Here is a 17,809-nt window from a genome sequence, read left to right as displayed (position 1 = left end):
GCATAGGGAATTCCTTGCCGGGCGGAAGAGGGTGCATCAGGCCAGCCCGGCCAGATGGATTGCTCCTGCCACGGCCGTTATGATGGCCAACGTCAGCGGCATGGAAACATGGCGTTTCAGCAGGAGCCAGCCCGCGGCAAGCGCGAGCAGGGCGGCCACGGGCTGAAAACTTGCCCACACGGGTCGGAGCGTCTGGATAGGTCCCATCTGGAGCGGAGCGACCTCGGCAAAGAGGACATGAAGGGCGAACCATACGGACAGGTTAAGGATAACGCCCACCACGGCCGCCGTAATGGCCGACAGGGCCGCGCGGAGCCGGGGCTGCCCGGCGAGCCAGTCCACCAGCGGAGCGCCAGCGAAGATCCACAAGAAACAGGGCACGAAGGTGACCCATACGGCGATCAGACCACCCGCGAGGCCCAGTAGGGCGCTGCCCTGATTAAGTCCTGCAACGATGGCCACGAACGCGGTAACGAGGATAAGCGGTCCCGGCGTCGTCTCGGCAAGGCCCAACGCATCCATCAGTTGCTCGGTCGAGACCCAGCGGTAGCCGGATACGACCTCTTGCGCCATGTAGCTGAGCACGGCGTAGGCGCCGCCGAACGTCACAACCGCGAGTTTCGAGAAGAAAAGCCCAAGATCCGTCAGGAAGTCCTGCCCTGCTAGGGCCACAAGCACCACGGGCGCCCACCACAGCGCCAGTCCCAGAGCCAGCGTGGTGGCGAGGGTTCCCGGCCGGATCCGAGGGAGAGCCAGATCACGCGGAGCCGACCCCGCCGTCAGCCCACCCCAGAGCCCTGCGGTGATCACAACCAGCGGGAACGGAACGGCGAAGGCGAACAGGGCCACAAAGGCAAGACCCGCAAGAACCCATTGGTCGGTCGACCCAAGGGCCCGCTTGGCCACGCGGAGGATGGCCTCGATCACGATCACCACGACGGTGGCCTTGACGCCTAGGAACAGCGCCTGGACCAGAGCCATGTCGATCAGGGCACCATAGACGAAAGCCAGGGTGAAGATGACCAACATCCCCGGCAGCACGAACAAACCCCCGGCGACCAGTCCTCCGGGCAAGCCGTGCAACCGCCATCCCGCGAAGGTCGCCAACTGCATGGCCTCGGGGCCTGGCAGCAGCATGCAGAAGCTGAGCGCGCGCAGGAACTCCTGTTCTTCGAGCCACGGCCGTTCCTCGACCAACTCGCGATGCATCAGCGCGATCTGAGCCGCCGGGCCGCCAAAGCTGAGAAGGCCAATCCGCAGGAACACGCGCGTGAGTTCGCCAAGAGTGGGCTTAGATGGCATCATTCGGGGAGTCCTTGGGTGGAAGGGTCAGCCGACTGGCGGGCTCAGCTCTCGCTGGATCTTGCGGCGGATCGCACGTGGATAATCGCGATGCCCGCGCGCCGACATGACAAAGCCGTCCGGGGTCACCATTTCGCTGCGATAAAAATCGGAGATGGCGGTTCCGGTCGTCTCGATGGCGATGGCGTTGATGGTCACGCCCTCCGCGACAGCCGCGTCTCGGGCACGGGAGACGTTGAGCCCCATGTTGCGCTGACCGTCGCCCGAGAGGTCGATCACATGGCGCCTGCATTCCGGCACCTCCGACAGGAGAGCCAAGCCGCGCCGTATGGCGTCAGCCGGAGCAGTCCCCGACCGGATGTACGCGCGCGGCAGCGAGCGAATCGTACCCGCAAGGATGGCGACATCCGCTTGGGTGGCCATGCGTCGCCACGGAACTGAGACTCGTTGTTCGCGAGCGCCCGACCACTGCATGACTGCGAGCGCGACCTGCCCTTCGACCAGTGCATCAGTGATCACGGGGTCCTCAAGGGCTTCCACAAGGCCATCGATCTGGAGCCGGAATTCCGCCTCTTCGACCGAATTGGAGACATCGATGGCCAGGACCAGCGCGGTGTCGCAACGGCCGTCAACGGTTCCGGCCAAGGCCGAGAACGCAAGCAAGCCCGCGAGGGCGCTGAGGCAAGCACGCAGCATGGCGCCATGCTGCGTGTGGCACCCGCTCCGATCAAGCCTGATCGTTCGCCAGAACTCGATGCCGCGATGATGGTGCGGCTTGCATCGGGCGCAGCGCAGGACAGAACAGGCAGGGAACACCAGTCAAAGGCGTTACGCCTGTCGTGATGGCCGTCCTGGCAGAACTGTTCTTGTGAGGCGATTTCAGCCCCAAGGACACGAACGAGGGCCTTTCGTTTCCCTGCAGTCACGCACCAAGACCTGCGGGTGAAGGATCAGCGTCAGACCGAGCCCGTTGTCCTATCGCATTGGGATGAGCCGGCTTAGGGAAGGGGGAAGGTGCAGGCTTCTGTTGCCAGGTGCCTGCGGACCCCGCCTAAAGGTGCTACCCCTTAGGACTTAGGTTCGGGATACCCGGACTGCTTACGCAGCCAGAGCCATCGCCGGAGCACGGTTGTCGTTGGCAACTGTACTTTTCGGACCGATAACGGTGGTACCTCACCGGGACAAAGCAAAAACCCCTTTACACGTTCGTCGATCCTGTTTCGACCCCATTTGCCCCCAACGAAGGGTTGTTTGGTGGAGTCGCCGGGTACCGCCCCCGGGTCCGATCCGCTTATTACGAGCGCGTTTATGTCCATAGTCCGGTTGCCCGGACGCCCTCTAGATAGTGTGCGCGGTGTTCGCGCACAAGACCCTGTCAGCTTGAGGCGCGGGGAAGACTGGCCGCTTCGGCAGCTAGGCGGGCGACTCCCGCCCAGTCACCCGAACGGACCAGCGCCGCGGGGGCCACCCACGAACCGCCCACACAGGCCACGTTCGACAGCGCAAGATAGGTCGGCGCGTTCTGGAGCGAGACCCCCCCGGTCGGGCAGAACCGCACCTGCGGAATCGGGGCACCCCAAGCCTTGAGCACGGGGACGCCGCCGTTCGCCTCGGCCGGGAAGAACTTCTGGATGCGGTACCCGCGCTGGAAAAGGTACATCGCCTCGGAGGGGGTTGCGGCTCCGGGCAGCATGGGCAGGTCGTTGGCTTCGGCGGCATCAAGAAGGCGTCGCGTGAAGCCGGGCGAGACCCCGAAGTTCGCGCCAGCCTCCTTGGCAGCTTCGACGTCCTTTTCGGTCAGCAGCGTGCCCGCGCCGACGACTCCGCCCTCGACCTGGGACATCTCCCGGATGGCCTCCAGGGCCGCAGGAGTGCGGAGCGTCACCTCCAGAGCCGGAAGCCCTCCGGCCACCAGTGCGCGGGCTAGATCCGCCGCGCTGGCAGCGTCATCGATCACCAGCACGGGAATGACGGGCGCCAGTCCACAGACGCGGGCCGTCAGCTCGGAAGCGTGGTCGGGGGTCATGGTCGATCCTTGTTGCGCCGGGCGGAAAGGGATCACCGACCGGGTTGTCGAAGAAGGTGGAAAGCTTGGCCTATAGCACCACGGCCGCGCCTTCCGTAGCGGAGCCGACGTTCCGGCGGAAGACCGCGAAGAGATCGCGCCCCAGCCCATCCTCGTTGTCCGACAGGTCCACCGGATCGGGCGTGCGCCCCGTCATGTCCGCAAAGACGTCGAGCCGTCCGATACGGGCGTCCAGGCGCAGCATGTCGCCGTCCCGGATCAGGGCGATGGGGCCGCCATCGGCCGCCTCGGGGGAGACGTGAATGGCGGCGGGAACCTTGCCGGAGGCCCCTGACATCCGTCCATCGGTGACCAAGGCGACCTTGTAACCCCGGTCCTGAAGCACCGCGAGGACCGGCGTCAGGGCATGAAGCTCGGGCATGCCGTTGGCCTTGGGGCCCTGGTAGCGCACGACAACAATCGTGTCGCCCGTGAACTCCCCGGCCTTGAAGGCGTCCTTGACGGCCTCTTGGGAGTGGAAGACGCGGGCCGGAGCCTCGATCACCTGCCGTTCGGGCGCGACGGCGGAAACCTTGATGACGGACCGGCCAAGATTGCCGGACAATTGCACGAGCCCGCCCTGAGGCTGGAACGGATCTTGGGCCGGGCGGAGGATCCTGTCGTTCTCGGTCGCTTTGGGGCCGTCAGCCCAGACGAGGCCGGCCTCGGTCAGCCGGGGTTCCTTGGTATAATGGTGCAGCCCATCGCCAGCCACGGTCACCACGTCATCGTGCAAGAGACCCGCATCCAGCAGTTCGCCGATCATGAACTGCAGCCCGCCTGCCGCGTGGAAGTGGTTCACGTCCGCCAGGCCGTTCGGATACACCTTGGCCATCAGCGGGATCCGGGCCGAGATGTCGGCAAAGTCCTGAAGGTCGAGAAGCACCCCCGCTGCCCGCGCCATCGCCGGGAGGTGAAGCACAAGGTTGGTGGAGCCACCTGTCGCCATCAGGCCGACGATGCCGTTCACGAAGGCCCGCTCATCCAGGATGTCGGCGACGGGGCGGTATTCGTTCCCCAGCGCCGTGATGGCGACGGACCGTTCGGCGGCCGCAGTGGTCAGGGCCTCGCGCAGGGGGGTGTTCGGGTTCACGAAGCTCGCGCCGGGCAGATGCAGGCCCATGAATTCCATGAGCATCTGATTGCTGTTCGCGGTGCCGTAGAACGTGCAGGTTCCCGGACCGTGATACGAGGCCATCTCGGCCGCCATCAGTTCGCTGCGGGTCGCATCGCCTGTCGCGAACCTTTGGCGGACCTTGGACTTTTCTTCGTTCGGAATGCCCGATGTCATCGGGCCGGCCGGGATGAAGATGCCGGGAAGATGCCCGAATGACGCCGCCGCCATCACGAGGCCGGGGACGATCTTGTCGCAGATCCCAAGATAAATCGCCGCATCGAAAGTGTTGTGCGACAGCGATACCCCGGCTGCCAGCGCGATTACGTCGCGAGAGAAGAGCGACAACTCCATCCCGATCTGGCCCTGCGTGACCCCATCGCACATGGCGGGAACGCCGCCTGCCACCTGGGCCGTGCCGCCCGCGCGGTTGATGGCGGCCCTAAGCATCGGCGGGTAGGTCTCGTAGGGCTGATGGGCCGAGAGCATGTCGTTGTAGGCCGTCACGATGCCGACGTTCGGAACCCGACCCTCGACCAGCGCATCCTTTTGGGGTCCCATCGCCGCATAGGCGTGGGCCTGGTTACCACAGGTCAAATGCGCGCGGCGGGTTCCGGCTTCCTGCGCGCGGGCGATCTTGTCCCGATAGCGCGTGCGGGCGGTCCGGGAACGTTCCCGGATCCGGTCGGTTACGGAAGCGATGTGAGAGTCGAGGGGCATGGACGTTCTCCTGCGGGCGCCTGTCATGTAGCATCAGCCGTTAGCGCTAACAATGCCCGTGAGCTGCGCCAGAGGGGCGCATTTGATCCAATGTGGTCCCGGAACTTTGGTCTTTCGGACCCAAGCCCCCGGCGCTAATGGGACGGCATGACTCTACCCCAATTCTTCGAACCGCCATACCCTGTCGTGCGCCTGAGCCCCAAGGCCGAGGCGAGGGCCATCCGGCACGGCTTCCCCTGGATCTACGCCGGCGAGATGGTCATGGACCGCCGCACCTCCAGTCTCCTGCCGGGCAGCTTCGCCGTACTCGAGGACAGCGAACGTCGGCCCATGGGCGTGGTGACCGTCAATCCGCAATCCAAGATCGTGGCGCGGGTGCTGGATCAGGACCCCGCCGCCGTCATTGACGAAAGCTGGATCGCAGCGCGGCTGTCGCGCGCCTTGGCGCACCGTGAGGCGTTGTACGACCGGCCGTTCTACCGTCTTGTCCACGCAGAGGCCGACGGCTTGCCAGGTGTCGTGATCGACCGGATGGGCGATCTGGCCGTCGTCCAGCCGAACGCGGCCTGGTCCGAGGCCATGCTGGGCGTCCTTGTCGCCGCGCTGACGCGGGTCACTGGCATCTCCCAGGTGGTCAAGAATGGCTCCGGACGCGCGCGCGCTCTCGAGGGCCTGACTGAAGAGATCGTGATGGCGCTTGGCACCGCTCCGGACGGGCCGATTGAGGTGCCGATGAACGGAGCTACCTACTTCGCGGATGTGATGGGCGGCCAGAAGACCGGGCTGTTTTTCGACCAGCGCCCCAACCACGCCTTCGCGGCCAAGCTCGCCCGCGGGGGGCGCATCCTGGACGTGTTCAGCCATGTGGGGGGCTTTGGGCTCGCAGCCCTCGCGAACGGTGCCGAGTTCGCGCTGTGCGTCGATGCCTCTGACTCGGCCCTGAGCCTTGCCCGCGCCGGCGCCGAGAACATGGGCGTCTGGGAGCGCTTCGAACGCCGGAAGGGCGATGCCTTCGAAGAACTGGAGCGCCTGGCGGCGGAGGGCCAGCGCTTCGACGTCGTGGTCTGCGACCCGCCGGCATTCGCGCCGTCCAAGAACGCGCTGGACGCGGGGCTCCGCGCCTATGAGCGGATCGCGCGCTTGGCCGCACCGCTCGTCAAGGATGGCGGGTATCTTGGCCTTTGCTCCTGCTCTCATGCGGCCGATCTTTCCAAGTTCCGTGCGGCCAGCGCCCGCGGGATCGGGCGAGCCGGACGGCGCGGACAGATCATCTGGACCGGCTTTGCCGGGCCAGACCATCCGACGCTGCCGCATCTTGCCGAAAGCGGCTATCTCAAGACGCTGTTCTTCCGGCTGTGAAGCGGCTCCGCGTCCTTCTGGATGCCAACGTCCTGTATCCGACCGTCCTGCGCGAGATCCTGATGGGAGCCGCGTCCGAAGGGCTGTACGAGCCGCTCTGGTCCTCGCGTCTTCTCGAGGAATGGGCGCGGGCCGCGGCTCGGCTCGGCCCAGAGGGGGAGGCGGTGGCTCGAGCCGAGATCGCGTCCCTTCAGGCGCGCTGGCCTCAGGCGATGGTCACAGGCGCGGAAGGGCAGGAACGGCGCCTGTGGCTTCCCGACCCGGATGACGTTCATGTGCTTGCGGCGGCCGTCGTGGGGTCCGCTGACGCCATCCTCACGATGAACGCCAAGGATTTCCCACGGGGTGTCCTGGCCGAGGAAGGGCTTCAGCGCCTGGATCCCGACCACTTCCTGGCCGGACTTGCGCAGGCATCGCCGGGGGTCATGAACCAGGTCGTGTCGGAGTCGGTCGCCAAGGCCACGCAGCTGTCTGGCGAGGAGTGGACCACACGGACGCTGCTCAGAAAGGCCCGGCTGAACGTCTTGTCCAAGACGCTCGCGCGGCTCAGCGCGTAAGGACCAGCTCCCCGTCCGCGATCTCGATCCGCGAGAACCGGTGCAGATAGCTCATCCCGAGCAGCGACGAGTCCAACTCGCCATCGGTGACAACTGCCGAAAGATCTCGATCCACGATCCCTTCCAACTCCACCTCGTCCAGTGTCACCCGAGCCGTGCGAACCTGTCCGTTGGCGGTTCCGGCAACGCCGAGATAAGCCAAGTCGTCCGGATCGATCCCTGCCGTCCGCGCGTCGGCGCGGGACAAGACCAGATCCGTCGCGCCCGTGTCCACCGTGAACACGATCGGCTCGTCATTGATCTCCAGCGTCAGGTAGTAATGGCCGTTCATGGCCCGCGGCACCGCGACGGCCTGTCCGCTTGGCGTCACGAGCGCCGCCTGTGTCGGGATCACCGCCGAACGGATCTCTGGCCAAAGGCCGAACGCAGCGATCACGCCCAGGAAGATCAGGGTCCAAATGGCGGCCTGGGTCAGGATCTGACCCATGCGCCCCCGCGAAGCGATCAAGTAGGATCCCGTGACCAGCAGGAACAGAAGTCCAAGGTAAAGAAGGCTTGCCGTGTCATCCGCGCTCATGCCCCAGATATGGGGCGACGGAGGCGCGGAAGAAAGGGCTGGACCGCTGCGACACGAGGTCAGGCTGTCTCGGCCTCTTCAAGTTTTCCCTGGGCTGCCATCCAGAGCGCTTCCGCCCGGCGCAAACCGTCCATGACCTCGGCATACTTCTTGTTCCAAGTCTCCAGCTCCCCCTTGCGGGCGTCCTCGTAAAGCTCTGGATCGGACAACTTTTTCGCAAGCTTGTCGCGCATATCGTTGATCTTGGCGAGCCGCTCCTCGCACTTCCGCACCTCGGCCCGCAGCGACAGGAGCGCCTCGCGCGAGGGGCGGGCGGCCTTGGGCTTCTCGACCGGCTTCTCGACGGGCCTGTCCCCGGCGAGGAGCATGCTGCGATAGGCATCAAGGTCGTCGTCATACGGCCGCACACGGCCACCCTTCACCAACCAGAGACGGTCGGCGACCATCGACAGCAGGTGCATGTCGTGGCTGACGAGGATCACCGCGCCGTTATAGGCGCTCAGCGCCTCGACCAAAGCTTCGCGACTCTCGATATCGAGGTGGTTCGTCGGCTCGTCGAGGATGAGAAGCTGGGGTGCGTCGATCGTCGCCAAGAGCAGGGACAGGCGCGCCTTCTGACCGCCGGAGAGGCGGCCGACGACCGTCTCGGCCTGTGCGGCCAGAAGGCCGAAACCGGCAAGGCGGGCACGAAGCTTCGACTGATGATCGTCGGGCCGGAGGCGCTGAAGGTGCTGCAACGGCGTCTCGTCGACATGAAGCTCATCCACCTGATGCTGGGCGAAGAAGCCGATGCGGAGCTTGTTGGATCGGGTAAGCCGGCCACGCGCGACGGCCAGTCGGTCGGACAGCATCTTGGCAAGCGTGGTCTTTCCCTCGCCGTTGCGACCCAGGAGCGCGATCCTGTCATCCTGATCGATCCGCAGGTTGAGCGAATGCAGGACGATGTGGTTGCCATAGCCCACCGCTGCGTCCTCGGTCGTGATGATCGGCGGCGACAGCTCTTCGGGCTCGGGAAAGGTGAAGACAGTGCGGGCGTCATCCTCGGGGAGGCGGATCGTCTCCATCTTGGCAAGCATCTTGACACGGGACTGGGCCTGCTTGGCCTTGGAAGCCTTGGCCTTGAACCTGTCCACGAAGGCCTGGAGGTGGGCTCGGCGGTCCTCCTGCTTCTTGCTTTGGGCGACAAGGTTGGCCCGCTGCTCGGCCCTCTGCCTAGCAAACTGGTCGTAAGGGCCGTTCCAGTAGGTGAGCTTCTTCTCCGACAGGTGCAGGATGCCCGTGACAGAGCGGTTCAGAAGCTCGCGGTCGTGCGAGACGATCAGGACAGTGTGGGGATACTTGACGAGGTAGGACTCCAGCCAGAGCGCGCCTTCCAGATCGAGGTAGTTCGTGGGCTCGTCAAGAAGCAGCAGGTCCGGCTGTGCGAACAGGACGGCAGCAAGGGCCACGCGCATCCGCCAGCCACCCGAGAAGTCAGAGCAGGGCTGGCGCGTTTCCTCGTCGGTGAAGCCCAGGCCCTTGAGGATCCCGGTCGCCCGCGCCTCGCCGGACCAGGCGTCGATGTCGGCAAGACGGGTCTGGATGTCGGCGATCCGGTGCGGGTCCGTGGCGGTGTGCGACTCTTCGAGGAGAGAGGCGCGCTCTGTGTCGGCGGCCAGCACGGTGTCGAGCAGGGACATGTCGTTGCCCGGAACCTCCTGCGCGACGCCCCCGATCCGCGCGCCCCTGGGCACCTCGATGGTGCCAGTGTCCAGGGTCAGCTCACCTCGGATGAGGCGGAACAAGGTGGTTTTGCCCGTGCCGTTGCGGCCGACCAAGCCAACTTTGTGGCCCGTCGGGATGGTGGCCGAGGCGTGTTCGATCAAGGGGCGGCCTTCGACCGAGTAGGAGATATCGTCGAGGCGGAGCATCGCGGAACCTTCCGGGGTGGCGTGGACGCGGTTTCCTGCCGCAACAGAGACAGTGCGTCAACCAGAGCGCTCGGGAACTCGCTTCGCCTTCGGCCATTCCCTTCGGGCATGCACAGGGTTGCGGCGGGTTGGACCTCCCCGAGAAGCGTGTGAAGCGCAGTACATCCCGCCCTTAGGCGCACCTCGCTGGCTGCTCGCCGGCGAACCGGCGCGGGTCAAGGGTCGAGCCCGTCGCGGGATCGCGGCTGCCTGAGCACAATCCCGGCCAAGGCTGCCACTCTTTTCAGGCCGGGCAGCCCGTGCTAGGCGCGCGCCGGAATGCCTGGGCAAGGGGCCCGGGCCTGCAAGGACGAGATCATGGCCATCGAGCGCACCCTTTCGATCATCAAGCCCGACGCGACCCGCCGCAACCTCACGGGCAAGATCAACGCGAAGTTCGAGGATGCGGGTCTTCGCATCGTTGCCCAGAAGCGCATGAAGCTCAGCATCGAGCAGGCCCAGCAGTTCTACGCCGTCCACTCGGCCCGTCCGTTCTTTGGTGAGCTGACCGAGTTCATGGCGTCCGGCCCGGTTGTGGTCCAGGTGCTCGAAGGCGAAGGCGCAGTGCTCAAGAACCGTGAAGTGATGGGCGCAACGAATCCGAAGGACGCCGCGCCGGGCACCATCCGCGCCGAGTTCGCGGAGTCGGTCGGCGAGAACTCGGTCCACGGCTCGGACGCCCCCGAGACCGCCGCGCAAGAGATCGCGTTCTTCTTCGCTGGCACCGAACTGGTCGGCTGATCCAGCCAGTAAGAGATCGAGAGGCTCGCGCCGGTCAGTCGCGGGCCTTTTTCTTTCGGACCCGGTCGGGCAGGCTCTACTCTGCATAAGGCCCGGAGAGTCGAATGAAGACGTTTTTCAGCGAGGATCACCGCCTGCACTTTCCGCAGGCCGAGTTGTCGGGGGGCGAGTTCGTCACCCCCTACGAGCGCCCCTCCCGGATCGAGTACGTGCTAGCCCGGCTCAAGGAGCGCAAGTTCGGAGAGATCGTTGCGCCTGGTCCGATCGACATGGGGCCTGTTCGCACGCTGCTCGATCCTGGGTTCCTTGCGTTCCTGGAAACCGCCTACGACGAATGGAAGGCGGCCGGGCAGGGCGGGGAGGTGATCGCGGCCGGGATGCCGACACGGCGGCAGCGGCATGACCGCATCCCCCGCAACATCGACGGCAAGGTCGAATACTACTGCCACGCCAGCGAGACCGCCATCACGGGAGGCACTTGGCGGGCCGCCCAATCTTCCATGGCTTCGGCTCAGGCGGCGCAGCGCGAAGTAGCGAACGGGGCGCGAGCGGCATTCGCCCTGTGCCGCCCGCCCGGGCACCACGCGACATCGGACCAGTACGGCGGCTACTGCTTCCTGAACAACGCTGCGGTCGTGGCCCAGATGTTCCGCGATCAGGGCGCCGGGCGGGTGGCGATCCTCGATGTGGACTTCCATCATGGGAACGGGACGCAGGACATCTTCTATCGCCGGGGTGACGTGCTGTTCGCGTCGATCCATGGCGACCCGCTGGACGCTTATCCTTACTTCGCGGGCTTTGCCGATGAGATGGGCGAGGGCGAAGGCGAGGGGGCCAACATCAACGTCCCATTCGGACCCGGCACGGCTTATGGGCCGTGGGCCGAGGCGCTGGATGGTGTGGTCCGCCGCATCACGAACTGGGGCGCGGAGGCGTTGGTCGTGTCGCTGGGCGTGGATGCCTACAAGGACGATCCGATCAGCTTCTTCAAGCTGGACAGCCCCGATTTCCTGGATTGCGGCCGGCGAATCGGCCGCATGGGCCTGCCGACCGTGTTCTGCATGGAGGGCGGCTATGCCATTGAACAAGTAGGCCTCAACACGGTGAATGTTCTGGAAGGCTTCGAGGATGCGTGAGGTTACGGTCGCTGCCCTCCAGTTTGCAGCCTCCGAGACCCTGGCCGACAACGCGGACAAGGCCGAGGCGATGGTTCGGGAGGCCGCGGCGCGGGGTGCGCGGCTCGTCCTGCTGCAGGAACTGTTCGAGTCGCGGTACTTCTGCATCACCCAGGACCCTCGGTTCCTGGCGCTGGCCCAGCCTGTCGACAGCCACCCGCTGATCGCACGCTTTGCCGATCTCGCGAGAGAACTGGGGATCGTGCTGCCAGTGCCGTTCTTCGAACGCGCGGGGCAGGCCCACTTCAACTCCGTGGCGGTGGTGGACGCTGACGGCCGTGTGCTGGGCGTCTACCGCAAGAGCCACATCCCGCAGAACCCGGGATATGAGGAGAAGTTCTTCTTCTCGCCCGGCGACACGGGGTTCCAGGTCTGGGACACGGTCGTCGGACGGATCGGTATTGGCATCTGCTGGGACCAGTGGTTTCCCGAGGCGGCACGGGCCATGGCGCTCATGGGGGCCGAGGTCCTGCTCTACCCCAGCGCCATCGGCAGCGAGCCCGAAGCTCCGGGTTATGACAGCCAGCCCCATTGGGAAACGGTGATGCGCGGTCATGCGGCCGCCAACCTCATGCCGCTGGTCGCCTCCAACCGCATCGGCGCGGAGGTCCAGGGCGGGCGCAAGGTGGCCTTCTACGGATCATCCTTCGTCGCCGGCGCGACGGGCGAGACTCTGGCCAAAGGTTCGCGCGAGCACGAGGAGATCGTACTCGCCACCATCGATCTTGATCGATGCGCCGCGCTACGCCGGGAATGGGGCTTGTTCCGCGACAGGCGGCCGGCTCTTTATGGCCGCCTGAACGCACTCTGAGGAATTGGGCACCGTCTAGGTGCCCGCCTGCTGGGTTAGCTCTGAAGCTCGGTCCAGATCTGCGAGTAGATGTTGACCGCCGAGGCCGGGCAGCTTGGCAGGAACACGCCGGCGGCGCGGTGCTCCTCCGGGATGGCGATCTCGGGTGCGGTGCGCATCTCCGCATCCATGAACTCTTCGGACCCAGCGATGCCGTTGCCATAGCGCGCATAGTTGGAGATCATGGCCGCGTTCTCGGGGGCCATAATGAAGTCGAGGAATTCATAGGCTTCGTCCACGTTCTGCGCGTCCGCAAGCAGCGCCACCGAGTCCATCCAGAGCGGATAGCCTTCCTTGGGATAGCCGAACTGCACCGGCGGGTTGTTGAGCCTGGCGCGCATCGACGGCCCGTTCCAAGTGGCTGCCGCCATGATGTCGTTGGCCGACAGCTTGGCCTCTGAATCGTAGTCCATGGACAGCCAGTACTGCTTGGCGTTCATGAGCTTGTCGCGGACCTGGCGCAGGACCTCCAAGTCCTCGGTGCAGGGCTCGCCCCCGACATTCATGATGGTTAGGGAGATGATGTCGTTCATCTCGGGCACGACGTTGATTTTGCCGTGCAACTCGGGCGGCGGGTCGAGGAAGATGTTCGACGTGTTGATGTCGCCTGAATAGACCGAGGTGTTGACCGACACGCCGGTAGAGCCCCACTGCCATGGAATGGTGTAACGGCGGCCGGGATCCCAAGCGACATCGACCCATTCGGGGGCGATGTTGCCGATGTTGGTCAGGCGCGCATGATCCAGTTCTTGCAGGAGGCCCTGCTCGACCCAGATCTGCACATAGTTGGCCGACGGAACCACGAGGTCGAAGCCGTGTCCGCCTGCCTGCACCTTGGCCAAAGCCGTGTCGTTGCTGTCGTAATCGGTGATCGTGACGTCGATGCCGGTCTCGCCTTCGAACTTCTCGATCATCTCGGGCGAGGTGTAGTCGCCCCAGTTGTAGAGCTGGAGCTGCCGGTCCTGCGCCGCCGCAGCGGTGGTGAGCAGGCCGAGCGCCGCGCTGAGGTAAAGCGTCTTCATGAGGACTCCCTGAGTTATCGCGGGTCTCGGGCCCGCTTTCGCGTGATGAGGAAGAAGCCAGTCAGCAGCACCAGCGTAAACCCCAGGAGTGCCGTCGAGATCGCGTTGACTTCGGGCGTAAGGGTTCGGCGAAACTGGCCCAGCATGTAGGTGGCCAATGTGTCCTGGCCGGCCGATTTGACGAACTCCGTGATGACTACGTCATCGAGAGACACCACGAAGGCCAGCATCGCGCCCGCCATGATGCCCGGCGCCAGAAGCGGCAGAGTGATCCGGCGGAACGCCTGGACTGGCGAGGCGTAAAGGTCGGCGGCCGCAAGCTCCAATGTCCGGTCCATGCCCTCCAGCCGGGCCCGGATCGGAAGATAGGCGAAGGGCACGCAGAACGCCGAATGAGCCAGGATCAGATAACCGAGCCCTTGATAGCCGGTCAGGCTACGAACGAAGCCGAACACGATCAGCAGCGACACCGCCGTGACGATCTCGGGCACCATCAGGGGCTGGTTGACCATGGCATAGATAGCGGTCCGGCCCGGGAAGCGGCCCTGACGCGTCGTGCCAAGGGCCGCCAGGGTCGCCACGGTCGTCGAGATGACCGCAGCCGAAGTGGCCAGGATCAGCGACCGGACCGTCGCCTCTTGCACCACCTCGTTTCGCCAAGCTGCCCGATACCAGTCGAGCGACAAGCCGCCCCAGGATGACATCGAAGTGGAGGCGTTGAAGGAGAAAATCACAAGAGTGATGATAGGCAGGTAAAGGACGGCGAACGACGCCACGGCCACCAGCCCGAACCCCGGCATTCGGGTGACCGAAAACGGGGGCGCCGTACGGGTGGCTGCAAGGGGTGGAGCATCCGGTGCAGCGGCAACGCGAATCTCAGTCATCCCGTCCCTCCCGCGCCGACACGCGCACATAGACCAGCAGGGCGGCCATCACGACCACCATCAAGGCCATCGACAGGGCAGCGCCAAGCGGCCAATTGCGGGCTTGGCCGAACTGCAACTCGATGAAGTTGCCGATCATCATGTTCTTCCCTCCGCCCAAGATCCGGGGCGTCACATAGGCGCCGAGCGACGGGATGAAGACCAGGATGCAGCCCGCCACGATGCCTGGCCGCACGAGCGGCAGGATCACGCGTCTCAGCACGCTCCAGCGGCTGGCATAAAGGTCGTAGCCGGCTTCGAGCAGGCGCATGTCGAAGCGATCGATGGCGGCGTAAAGCGGTAGCACCATGAGCGGCAGGTAGACGTAGGTGGTGCCGATGAGGGTGGCCCAATCGGTGAACAGGATCTGGATCGGCTGATCGATGACGCCGAGGCTGAGGAGCGCCGTGTTCAGTAGCCCCTCGTTCCGGATCACCTCCATGATCGCAAAGGTCCGGATCAGGAGATTGGTCCAGAACGGGATGGTGATGAGGAAGAGCCAAAGGCTCCGCTGCCCGGGCGGTCGCGTCGCGATGAACCATGCCGTCGGCAGCCCCATCGCGAAGGTGATGAGGGTGGTCGCCAGGGAGATCCAGACCGAGCGCCAAAAGATCGCCAGGTGAGCGTCGGCGGCGCTGACCGTTCCGTCGAAGATGTCGCGTTGCAGGAAGATGCGAAACCAAGCCTCGCCAGAGAAGGGGAGGGACACGCCTCCATACTCGCCTTGGCTCAGGAACGAAAAGACCAGCACCACGAGCAGGGGGCCGGCCGCACCCGCGGCCAGAAGAACCAGCGCGGGCGTGGACAGGAGCCATCCGGCTCGGGTCCGGCGCCGCAGGCCAGCCGCTTCGGCGGCTCCTGACGTCATGCCTCAGTCCTCCAGCACCTGAACTGCCCCGGGTGCCACGCGCAACCCGACCGAGCTGCCCGGCGCTGGGCCGGGTTCAGCCGAGGGCAGGGAGGGCACCCGCGCCACCACGGGCGACCCGTCCTTGAGGCGCAGATGGATGTGGCTGTCTGTCCCCAAGTAGGTCGCGCCCTCTACGGTCGCCGGGATGCCTCCGACTTCGCCGGGCTCGGATAGGCGGATCTGCTCGGGCCGAATCGCCACGGTGACGGGGCCGGCCTGCGCGCTTTCGCCCACCACCTCGCCCGAGGCGAGGCGGACCTGGCCACCCTGAGCCATAGCGGGGATGAAGTTGGTCTCACCGATGAAGTCGGCGACGAAGCGGTTCACCGGCCTGTTGTAGATCTCGCGCGGCGGGCCGACCTGCAGGAGCCGTCCGGTCGACATCACGCCGATCCGGTCCGACATGGTCAGGGCCTCTTCCTGATCGTGCGTCACGAAGACGAAGGTGATCCCCGTCTCGTGCTGGAGCCGTTTCAGCTCGGATTGCATCTCCTTGCGGAGTTTGAGGTCGAGAGCCGACAAGGGTTCGTCGAGAAGCAGGACTTCGGGCTGCGGCGCGAGCGCGCGAGCCAAGGCCACGCGCTGCTGCTGTCCACCAGACAGTGCCTCGGGTCGGCGGGCAGCCAGTTGGTCGAGCCGGACGAGCGCCAGCATACGGTCAACGGTCCGGCTGACCTCCGCGCGTGGCTTGCCCATCATCTCCAGCCCGAACGCCACATTCTGTGCCACGGTGAGATGCGGGAACAGGGCATAGGACTGGAACACCGTGTTCACGCGCCTCCGGTTCGGAGGTTCGTCGGTGATGTCCTTTCCGTTCAGATGGATACGGCCCGCACTTGGAGTTTCGAAGCCCGCGATGCAGCGCAGGAGGGTGGTCTTGCCGCAGCCGGACGGCCCGAGCAACGTGAAGAACTCGCCTCTGGCGACGCTGACCGAAACCTCGTCCAAGGCGCGCACGTCGGCGGTGCCTTGGCCGAACCGCTTGGTGACCCTTTCTGCGGAAACCGCCGGCCTTGCGCTCACGTGCTGTCCCCCATGGTTGTTGGGGTCATGCTGCATCGGGGCGCTCCGGCTTGTCCAGCGGGGGCGACCTGCGGTGGAACCAGGGCCGGGCCATCTCGACCTCGCGGCACAAGGCGATCAGCGTCTCATCCTTGCCGAAGGGGGCGGCGAGTTGAACGCCGACCGGAAGGCCACCGGCCGTCCAATGAAGCGGAAGGGAGGCAGCGGGCTGCCCACTGGCGTTGAAGGCGGTGCAGAACGGCGAGTAGGGCCACACGCCGTGGGGCCCGAGCCGATAGTCCACGTAGTCGTCCGATCGGTGGGCGAAGCGACCGATCCGAGCAGGCGGTTCGGCCATAACTGGGGACAGGAGAATGTCGATCGGCTCGAAAGCTTCCGCCATCTGGCGGCCATAGGCATGGATGCGACCTATCGCATCGAGATAGTCTTCGCCGGACAAAGTGGCCGCATGCGCCAGCGCCCCGCGTGAAACTGGCTCGATCCAGTCCTCGGCCGGGCGGCCTGCAAGCGCCGACCGGATCCCCAGCGCGGTTCCGCAGGCCACGATGTCAACCCAGGCCCGGATCATGCCGTCGTGGTCCGCTTTGGGGCGATAGGGCCGGATTTCGTGACCCAGCGCATCGAGAAGCTTCGCCGCTTCATGGACCGCTTCGGCACAGTCCTTGTCCACAGGGTCCCCTGTGAAGGTCGTGTCGCAGACGCCGATCCGGAGTCGCTCGGGAGGGCGGGCGATGGCTGCCATATAGCCCTTGACCAGCGGGGGGGCCACGTAGGGCGCGCCAGCATCAGCGCCTTCGCAGGCGTCCATCAACGCCGCAGAGTCGCGAACGGTTCGGGTCAGGAAACCGTCGATCGCCATGCCGCCCCAGCCCTCGCCGGCATAAGGCCCATCCGGGAAACGGGCACGGGTGGCCTTGAAACCGAACAAACCGCAGTTCGAGGCGGGGATCCGGATCGATCCGCCCCCGTCCGACCCGTGCGCCGCGGGCACGATCCCTGCGGCGACGGCTGCACCAGCCCCGCCCGAGGACCCCCCTGGCGTATGATCGAGGTTCCAAGGATTGCGGGTCGGCCCACGGTAGACGGCGGCTTCGGTGGCAGGCCCGATCCCCCCTTCGGGCGAGGTGGTGCGCCCGAAGATGACGAGCCCCGCAGCCCGGAGCCGTGCCACAAGGGCCGAATCCTCTGGCCATACGGTGTCGGCGTGCAGCCGCGACCCGGAATGGCTTGGAAATCCCACCGCTTCGGCACCGAGATCCTTGAGCAGGAACGGCACTCCTTGGAAAGGCCCGCGAGGCAGGCCCTTACGGATTGCCTCGCGCGCACGGTCCTCTTGAACCAGAACCACTGCGTTGATGGCAGGGTTTCGGGATTGCACGCGGGTCAGCGCCTCGTCCAGCAGTTCGTCCGGGCTTGCACGGCCCGCTTCCACGAGTTCGGCCAGACCGGTCGCGTCGTGGTCGTCGTAGCTCATTGCTGCCCACCCATGCCAGCCGCCCAAGGACAGAAAGCCCGACCTGAA

The 17,809-nt window shown here is 65.6% G+C and carries 16 protein-coding genes and 1 other RNA gene; 5 read left to right on the top strand and 12 right to left on the bottom strand.

Annotation, left to right across the window (positions count from 1 at the left end):
- Positions 1-36: 36 nt before the first annotated feature.
- From chrA to edd, 5 genes are all read right to left on the bottom strand, one after another.
- Positions 37-1,305, bottom strand: coding sequence for a chromate efflux transporter (chrA, locus tag FHG66_RS08445; protein ID WP_139076307.1), 1,269 nt, complete (start codon positions 1,303-1,305; stop codon positions 37-39).
- 24 nt (positions 1,306-1,329) lie between these two features.
- Positions 1,330-1,998, bottom strand: coding sequence for a DUF1194 domain-containing protein (locus tag FHG66_RS08440; RefSeq protein ID WP_139076306.1), 669 nt, complete (start codon positions 1,996-1,998; stop codon positions 1,330-1,332).
- Positions 1,999-2,315: 317 nt separating this feature from the next.
- Positions 2,316-2,674, bottom strand: a transfer-messenger RNA (tmRNA) gene (gene ssrA / locus FHG66_RS08435).
- A gap of 3 nt (positions 2,675-2,677) precedes the next feature.
- Positions 2,678-3,328 carry a bifunctional 4-hydroxy-2-oxoglutarate aldolase/2-dehydro-3-deoxy-phosphogluconate aldolase gene (gene eda / locus FHG66_RS08430; RefSeq protein ID WP_139076305.1) on the bottom strand — a complete coding sequence of 217 codons (651 nt, stop codon included), beginning with the start codon at positions 3,326-3,328 and terminating at the stop codon, positions 2,678-2,680.
- Between the two features lie 70 nt (positions 3,329-3,398).
- Positions 3,399-5,201, bottom strand: a complete 1,803-nt coding sequence (gene edd / locus FHG66_RS08425; RefSeq protein ID WP_139076304.1) for a phosphogluconate dehydratase — start codon at positions 5,199-5,201, stop codon at positions 3,399-3,401.
- 147 nt (positions 5,202-5,348) lie between these two features.
- Between edd and FHG66_RS08420 the strand changes: the two genes are divergently transcribed.
- Positions 5,349-6,560 carry an RSP_2647 family RNA methyltransferase gene (locus tag FHG66_RS08420; RefSeq protein WP_139076303.1) on the top strand — a complete coding sequence of 404 codons (1,212 nt, stop codon included), beginning with the start codon at positions 5,349-5,351 and terminating at the stop codon, positions 6,558-6,560.
- On the top strand, positions 6,557-7,117 hold the full coding sequence (locus FHG66_RS08415) for an RSP_2648 family PIN domain-containing protein (RefSeq protein WP_139076302.1): 561 nt from the start codon (positions 6,557-6,559) through the stop codon (positions 7,115-7,117). Before FHG66_RS08420 ends, FHG66_RS08415 begins: the two co-directional genes overlap by 4 nt.
- Here FHG66_RS08415 and FHG66_RS08410 read toward each other — a convergent pair.
- Together FHG66_RS08410 and FHG66_RS08405 are read right to left on the bottom strand one after the other, a co-directional pair.
- The gene (locus tag FHG66_RS08410) at positions 7,107-7,694 is read right to left on the bottom strand and encodes a retropepsin-like aspartic protease family protein (RefSeq protein ID WP_139076301.1); all 588 of its coding nucleotides are present in this window, start codon (positions 7,692-7,694) and stop codon (positions 7,107-7,109) included. The genes FHG66_RS08415 and FHG66_RS08410 overlap by 11 nt on opposite strands.
- Positions 7,695-7,753: 59 nt before the next feature.
- Complete coding sequence (locus FHG66_RS08405) at positions 7,754-9,604, bottom strand: ABC-F family ATP-binding cassette domain-containing protein (RefSeq protein WP_139076300.1); 1,851 nt, start codon at positions 9,602-9,604, stop codon at positions 7,754-7,756.
- A gap of 357 nt (positions 9,605-9,961) precedes the next feature.
- On the opposite strand from FHG66_RS08405, the gene ndk reads away from it, so the two are divergent.
- The 3 genes from ndk to aguB all read left to right on the top strand — a co-directional run bounded on the left by ndk (position 9,962) and on the right by aguB (position 12,370).
- Complete coding sequence (gene ndk / locus FHG66_RS08400; protein ID WP_139076299.1) at positions 9,962-10,384, top strand: nucleoside-diphosphate kinase; 423 nt, start codon at positions 9,962-9,964, stop codon at positions 10,382-10,384.
- A 104-nt stretch (positions 10,385-10,488) separates the two neighbouring features.
- Positions 10,489-11,520: a histone deacetylase family protein gene (locus tag FHG66_RS08395; RefSeq protein WP_139076298.1), complete on the top strand. Its 1,032-nt coding sequence runs from the start codon at positions 10,489-10,491 to the stop codon at positions 11,518-11,520.
- Positions 11,513-12,370, top strand: a complete 858-nt coding sequence (gene aguB, locus FHG66_RS08390) for an N-carbamoylputrescine amidase (protein ID WP_139076297.1) — start codon at positions 11,513-11,515, stop codon at positions 12,368-12,370. Before FHG66_RS08395 ends, aguB begins: the two co-directional genes overlap by 8 nt.
- Before the next feature lie 35 nt (positions 12,371-12,405).
- Here the strand turns inward: aguB and FHG66_RS08385 are convergent, their stop codons facing one another.
- The 5 genes from FHG66_RS08385 to FHG66_RS08365 all read right to left on the bottom strand — a co-directional run bounded on the left by FHG66_RS08385 (position 12,406) and on the right by FHG66_RS08365 (position 17,761).
- Entirely contained in the window at positions 12,406-13,431 is a 1,026-nt protein-coding gene (locus tag FHG66_RS08385) for an extracellular solute-binding protein (RefSeq protein WP_139076296.1), read from the bottom strand.
- A gap of 14 nt (positions 13,432-13,445) precedes the next feature.
- Positions 13,446-14,231 (bottom strand): ABC transporter permease, encoded by a 786-nt coding sequence (locus FHG66_RS08380; RefSeq protein WP_246082519.1) that lies wholly within the window; start codon positions 14,229-14,231, stop codon positions 13,446-13,448.
- A gap of 76 nt (positions 14,232-14,307) precedes the next feature.
- Entirely contained in the window at positions 14,308-15,222 is a 915-nt protein-coding gene (locus tag FHG66_RS08375; RefSeq protein WP_139076294.1) for an ABC transporter permease, read from the bottom strand.
- Positions 15,223-15,225: 3 nt separating this feature from the next.
- A complete protein-coding gene (locus tag FHG66_RS08370) occupies positions 15,226-16,287 on the bottom strand; it encodes an ABC transporter ATP-binding protein (RefSeq protein WP_425471718.1) in 1,062 nt (353 codons plus the stop codon).
- Positions 16,288-16,312: 25 nt separating this feature from the next.
- Positions 16,313-17,761, bottom strand: a complete 1,449-nt coding sequence (locus tag FHG66_RS08365; RefSeq protein WP_139076292.1) for an amidase — start codon at positions 17,759-17,761, stop codon at positions 16,313-16,315.
- Positions 17,762-17,809: the final 48 nt, after the last annotated feature.

This window comes from Rubellimicrobium rubrum (assembly GCF_006152115.1).
In the GTDB taxonomy this organism is placed as follows: domain Bacteria; phylum Pseudomonadota; class Alphaproteobacteria; order Rhodobacterales; family Rhodobacteraceae; genus Rubellimicrobium; species Rubellimicrobium rubrum.
Note: the sequence above shows the minus strand (reverse complement) of the source record. Positions and strands in the feature narration are given on the sequence as shown.

Excerpts from the sequence above, each read along its gene's own strand:
- FHG66_RS08410 (WP_139076301.1), bottom strand. The coding sequence starts at position 7,694 with ATGAGCGCGGATGACACGGCAAGCCTTCTTTACCTTGGACTTCTGTTC.
- chrA (WP_139076307.1), bottom strand. The coding sequence starts at position 1,305 with ATGATGCCATCTAAGCCCACTCTTGGCGAACTCACGCGCGTGTTCCTG.
- ndk (WP_139076299.1), top strand. The coding sequence starts at position 9,962 with ATGGCCATCGAGCGCACCCTTTCGATCATCAAGCCCGACGCGACCCGC.
- eda (WP_139076305.1), bottom strand. The coding sequence starts at position 3,328 with ATGACCCCCGACCACGCTTCCGAGCTGACGGCCCGCGTCTGTGGACTG.
- FHG66_RS08420 (WP_139076303.1), top strand. The coding sequence starts at position 5,349 with ATGACTCTACCCCAATTCTTCGAACCGCCATACCCTGTCGTGCGCCTG.
- FHG66_RS08395 (WP_139076298.1), top strand. The coding sequence starts at position 10,489 with ATGAAGACGTTTTTCAGCGAGGATCACCGCCTGCACTTTCCGCAGGCC.
- FHG66_RS08440 (WP_139076306.1), bottom strand. The coding sequence starts at position 1,998 with ATGCTGCGTGCTTGCCTCAGCGCCCTCGCGGGCTTGCTTGCGTTCTCG.
- FHG66_RS08405 (WP_139076300.1), bottom strand. The coding sequence starts at position 9,604 with ATGCTCCGCCTCGACGATATCTCCTACTCGGTCGAAGGCCGCCCCTTG.
- edd (WP_139076304.1), bottom strand. The coding sequence starts at position 5,201 with ATGCCCCTCGACTCTCACATCGCTTCCGTAACCGACCGGATCCGGGAA.
- FHG66_RS08365 (WP_139076292.1), bottom strand. The coding sequence starts at position 17,761 with ATGAGCTACGACGACCACGACGCGACCGGTCTGGCCGAACTCGTGGAA.
- FHG66_RS08380 (WP_246082519.1), bottom strand. The coding sequence starts at position 14,231 with ATGCCGGGGTTCGGGCTGGTGGCCGTGGCGTCGTTCGCCGTCCTTTAC.
- FHG66_RS08385 (WP_139076296.1), bottom strand. The coding sequence starts at position 13,431 with ATGAAGACGCTTTACCTCAGCGCGGCGCTCGGCCTGCTCACCACCGCT.
- FHG66_RS08375 (WP_139076294.1), bottom strand. The coding sequence starts at position 15,222 with ATGACGTCAGGAGCCGCCGAAGCGGCTGGCCTGCGGCGCCGGACCCGA.
- aguB (WP_139076297.1), top strand. The coding sequence starts at position 11,513 with ATGCGTGAGGTTACGGTCGCTGCCCTCCAGTTTGCAGCCTCCGAGACC.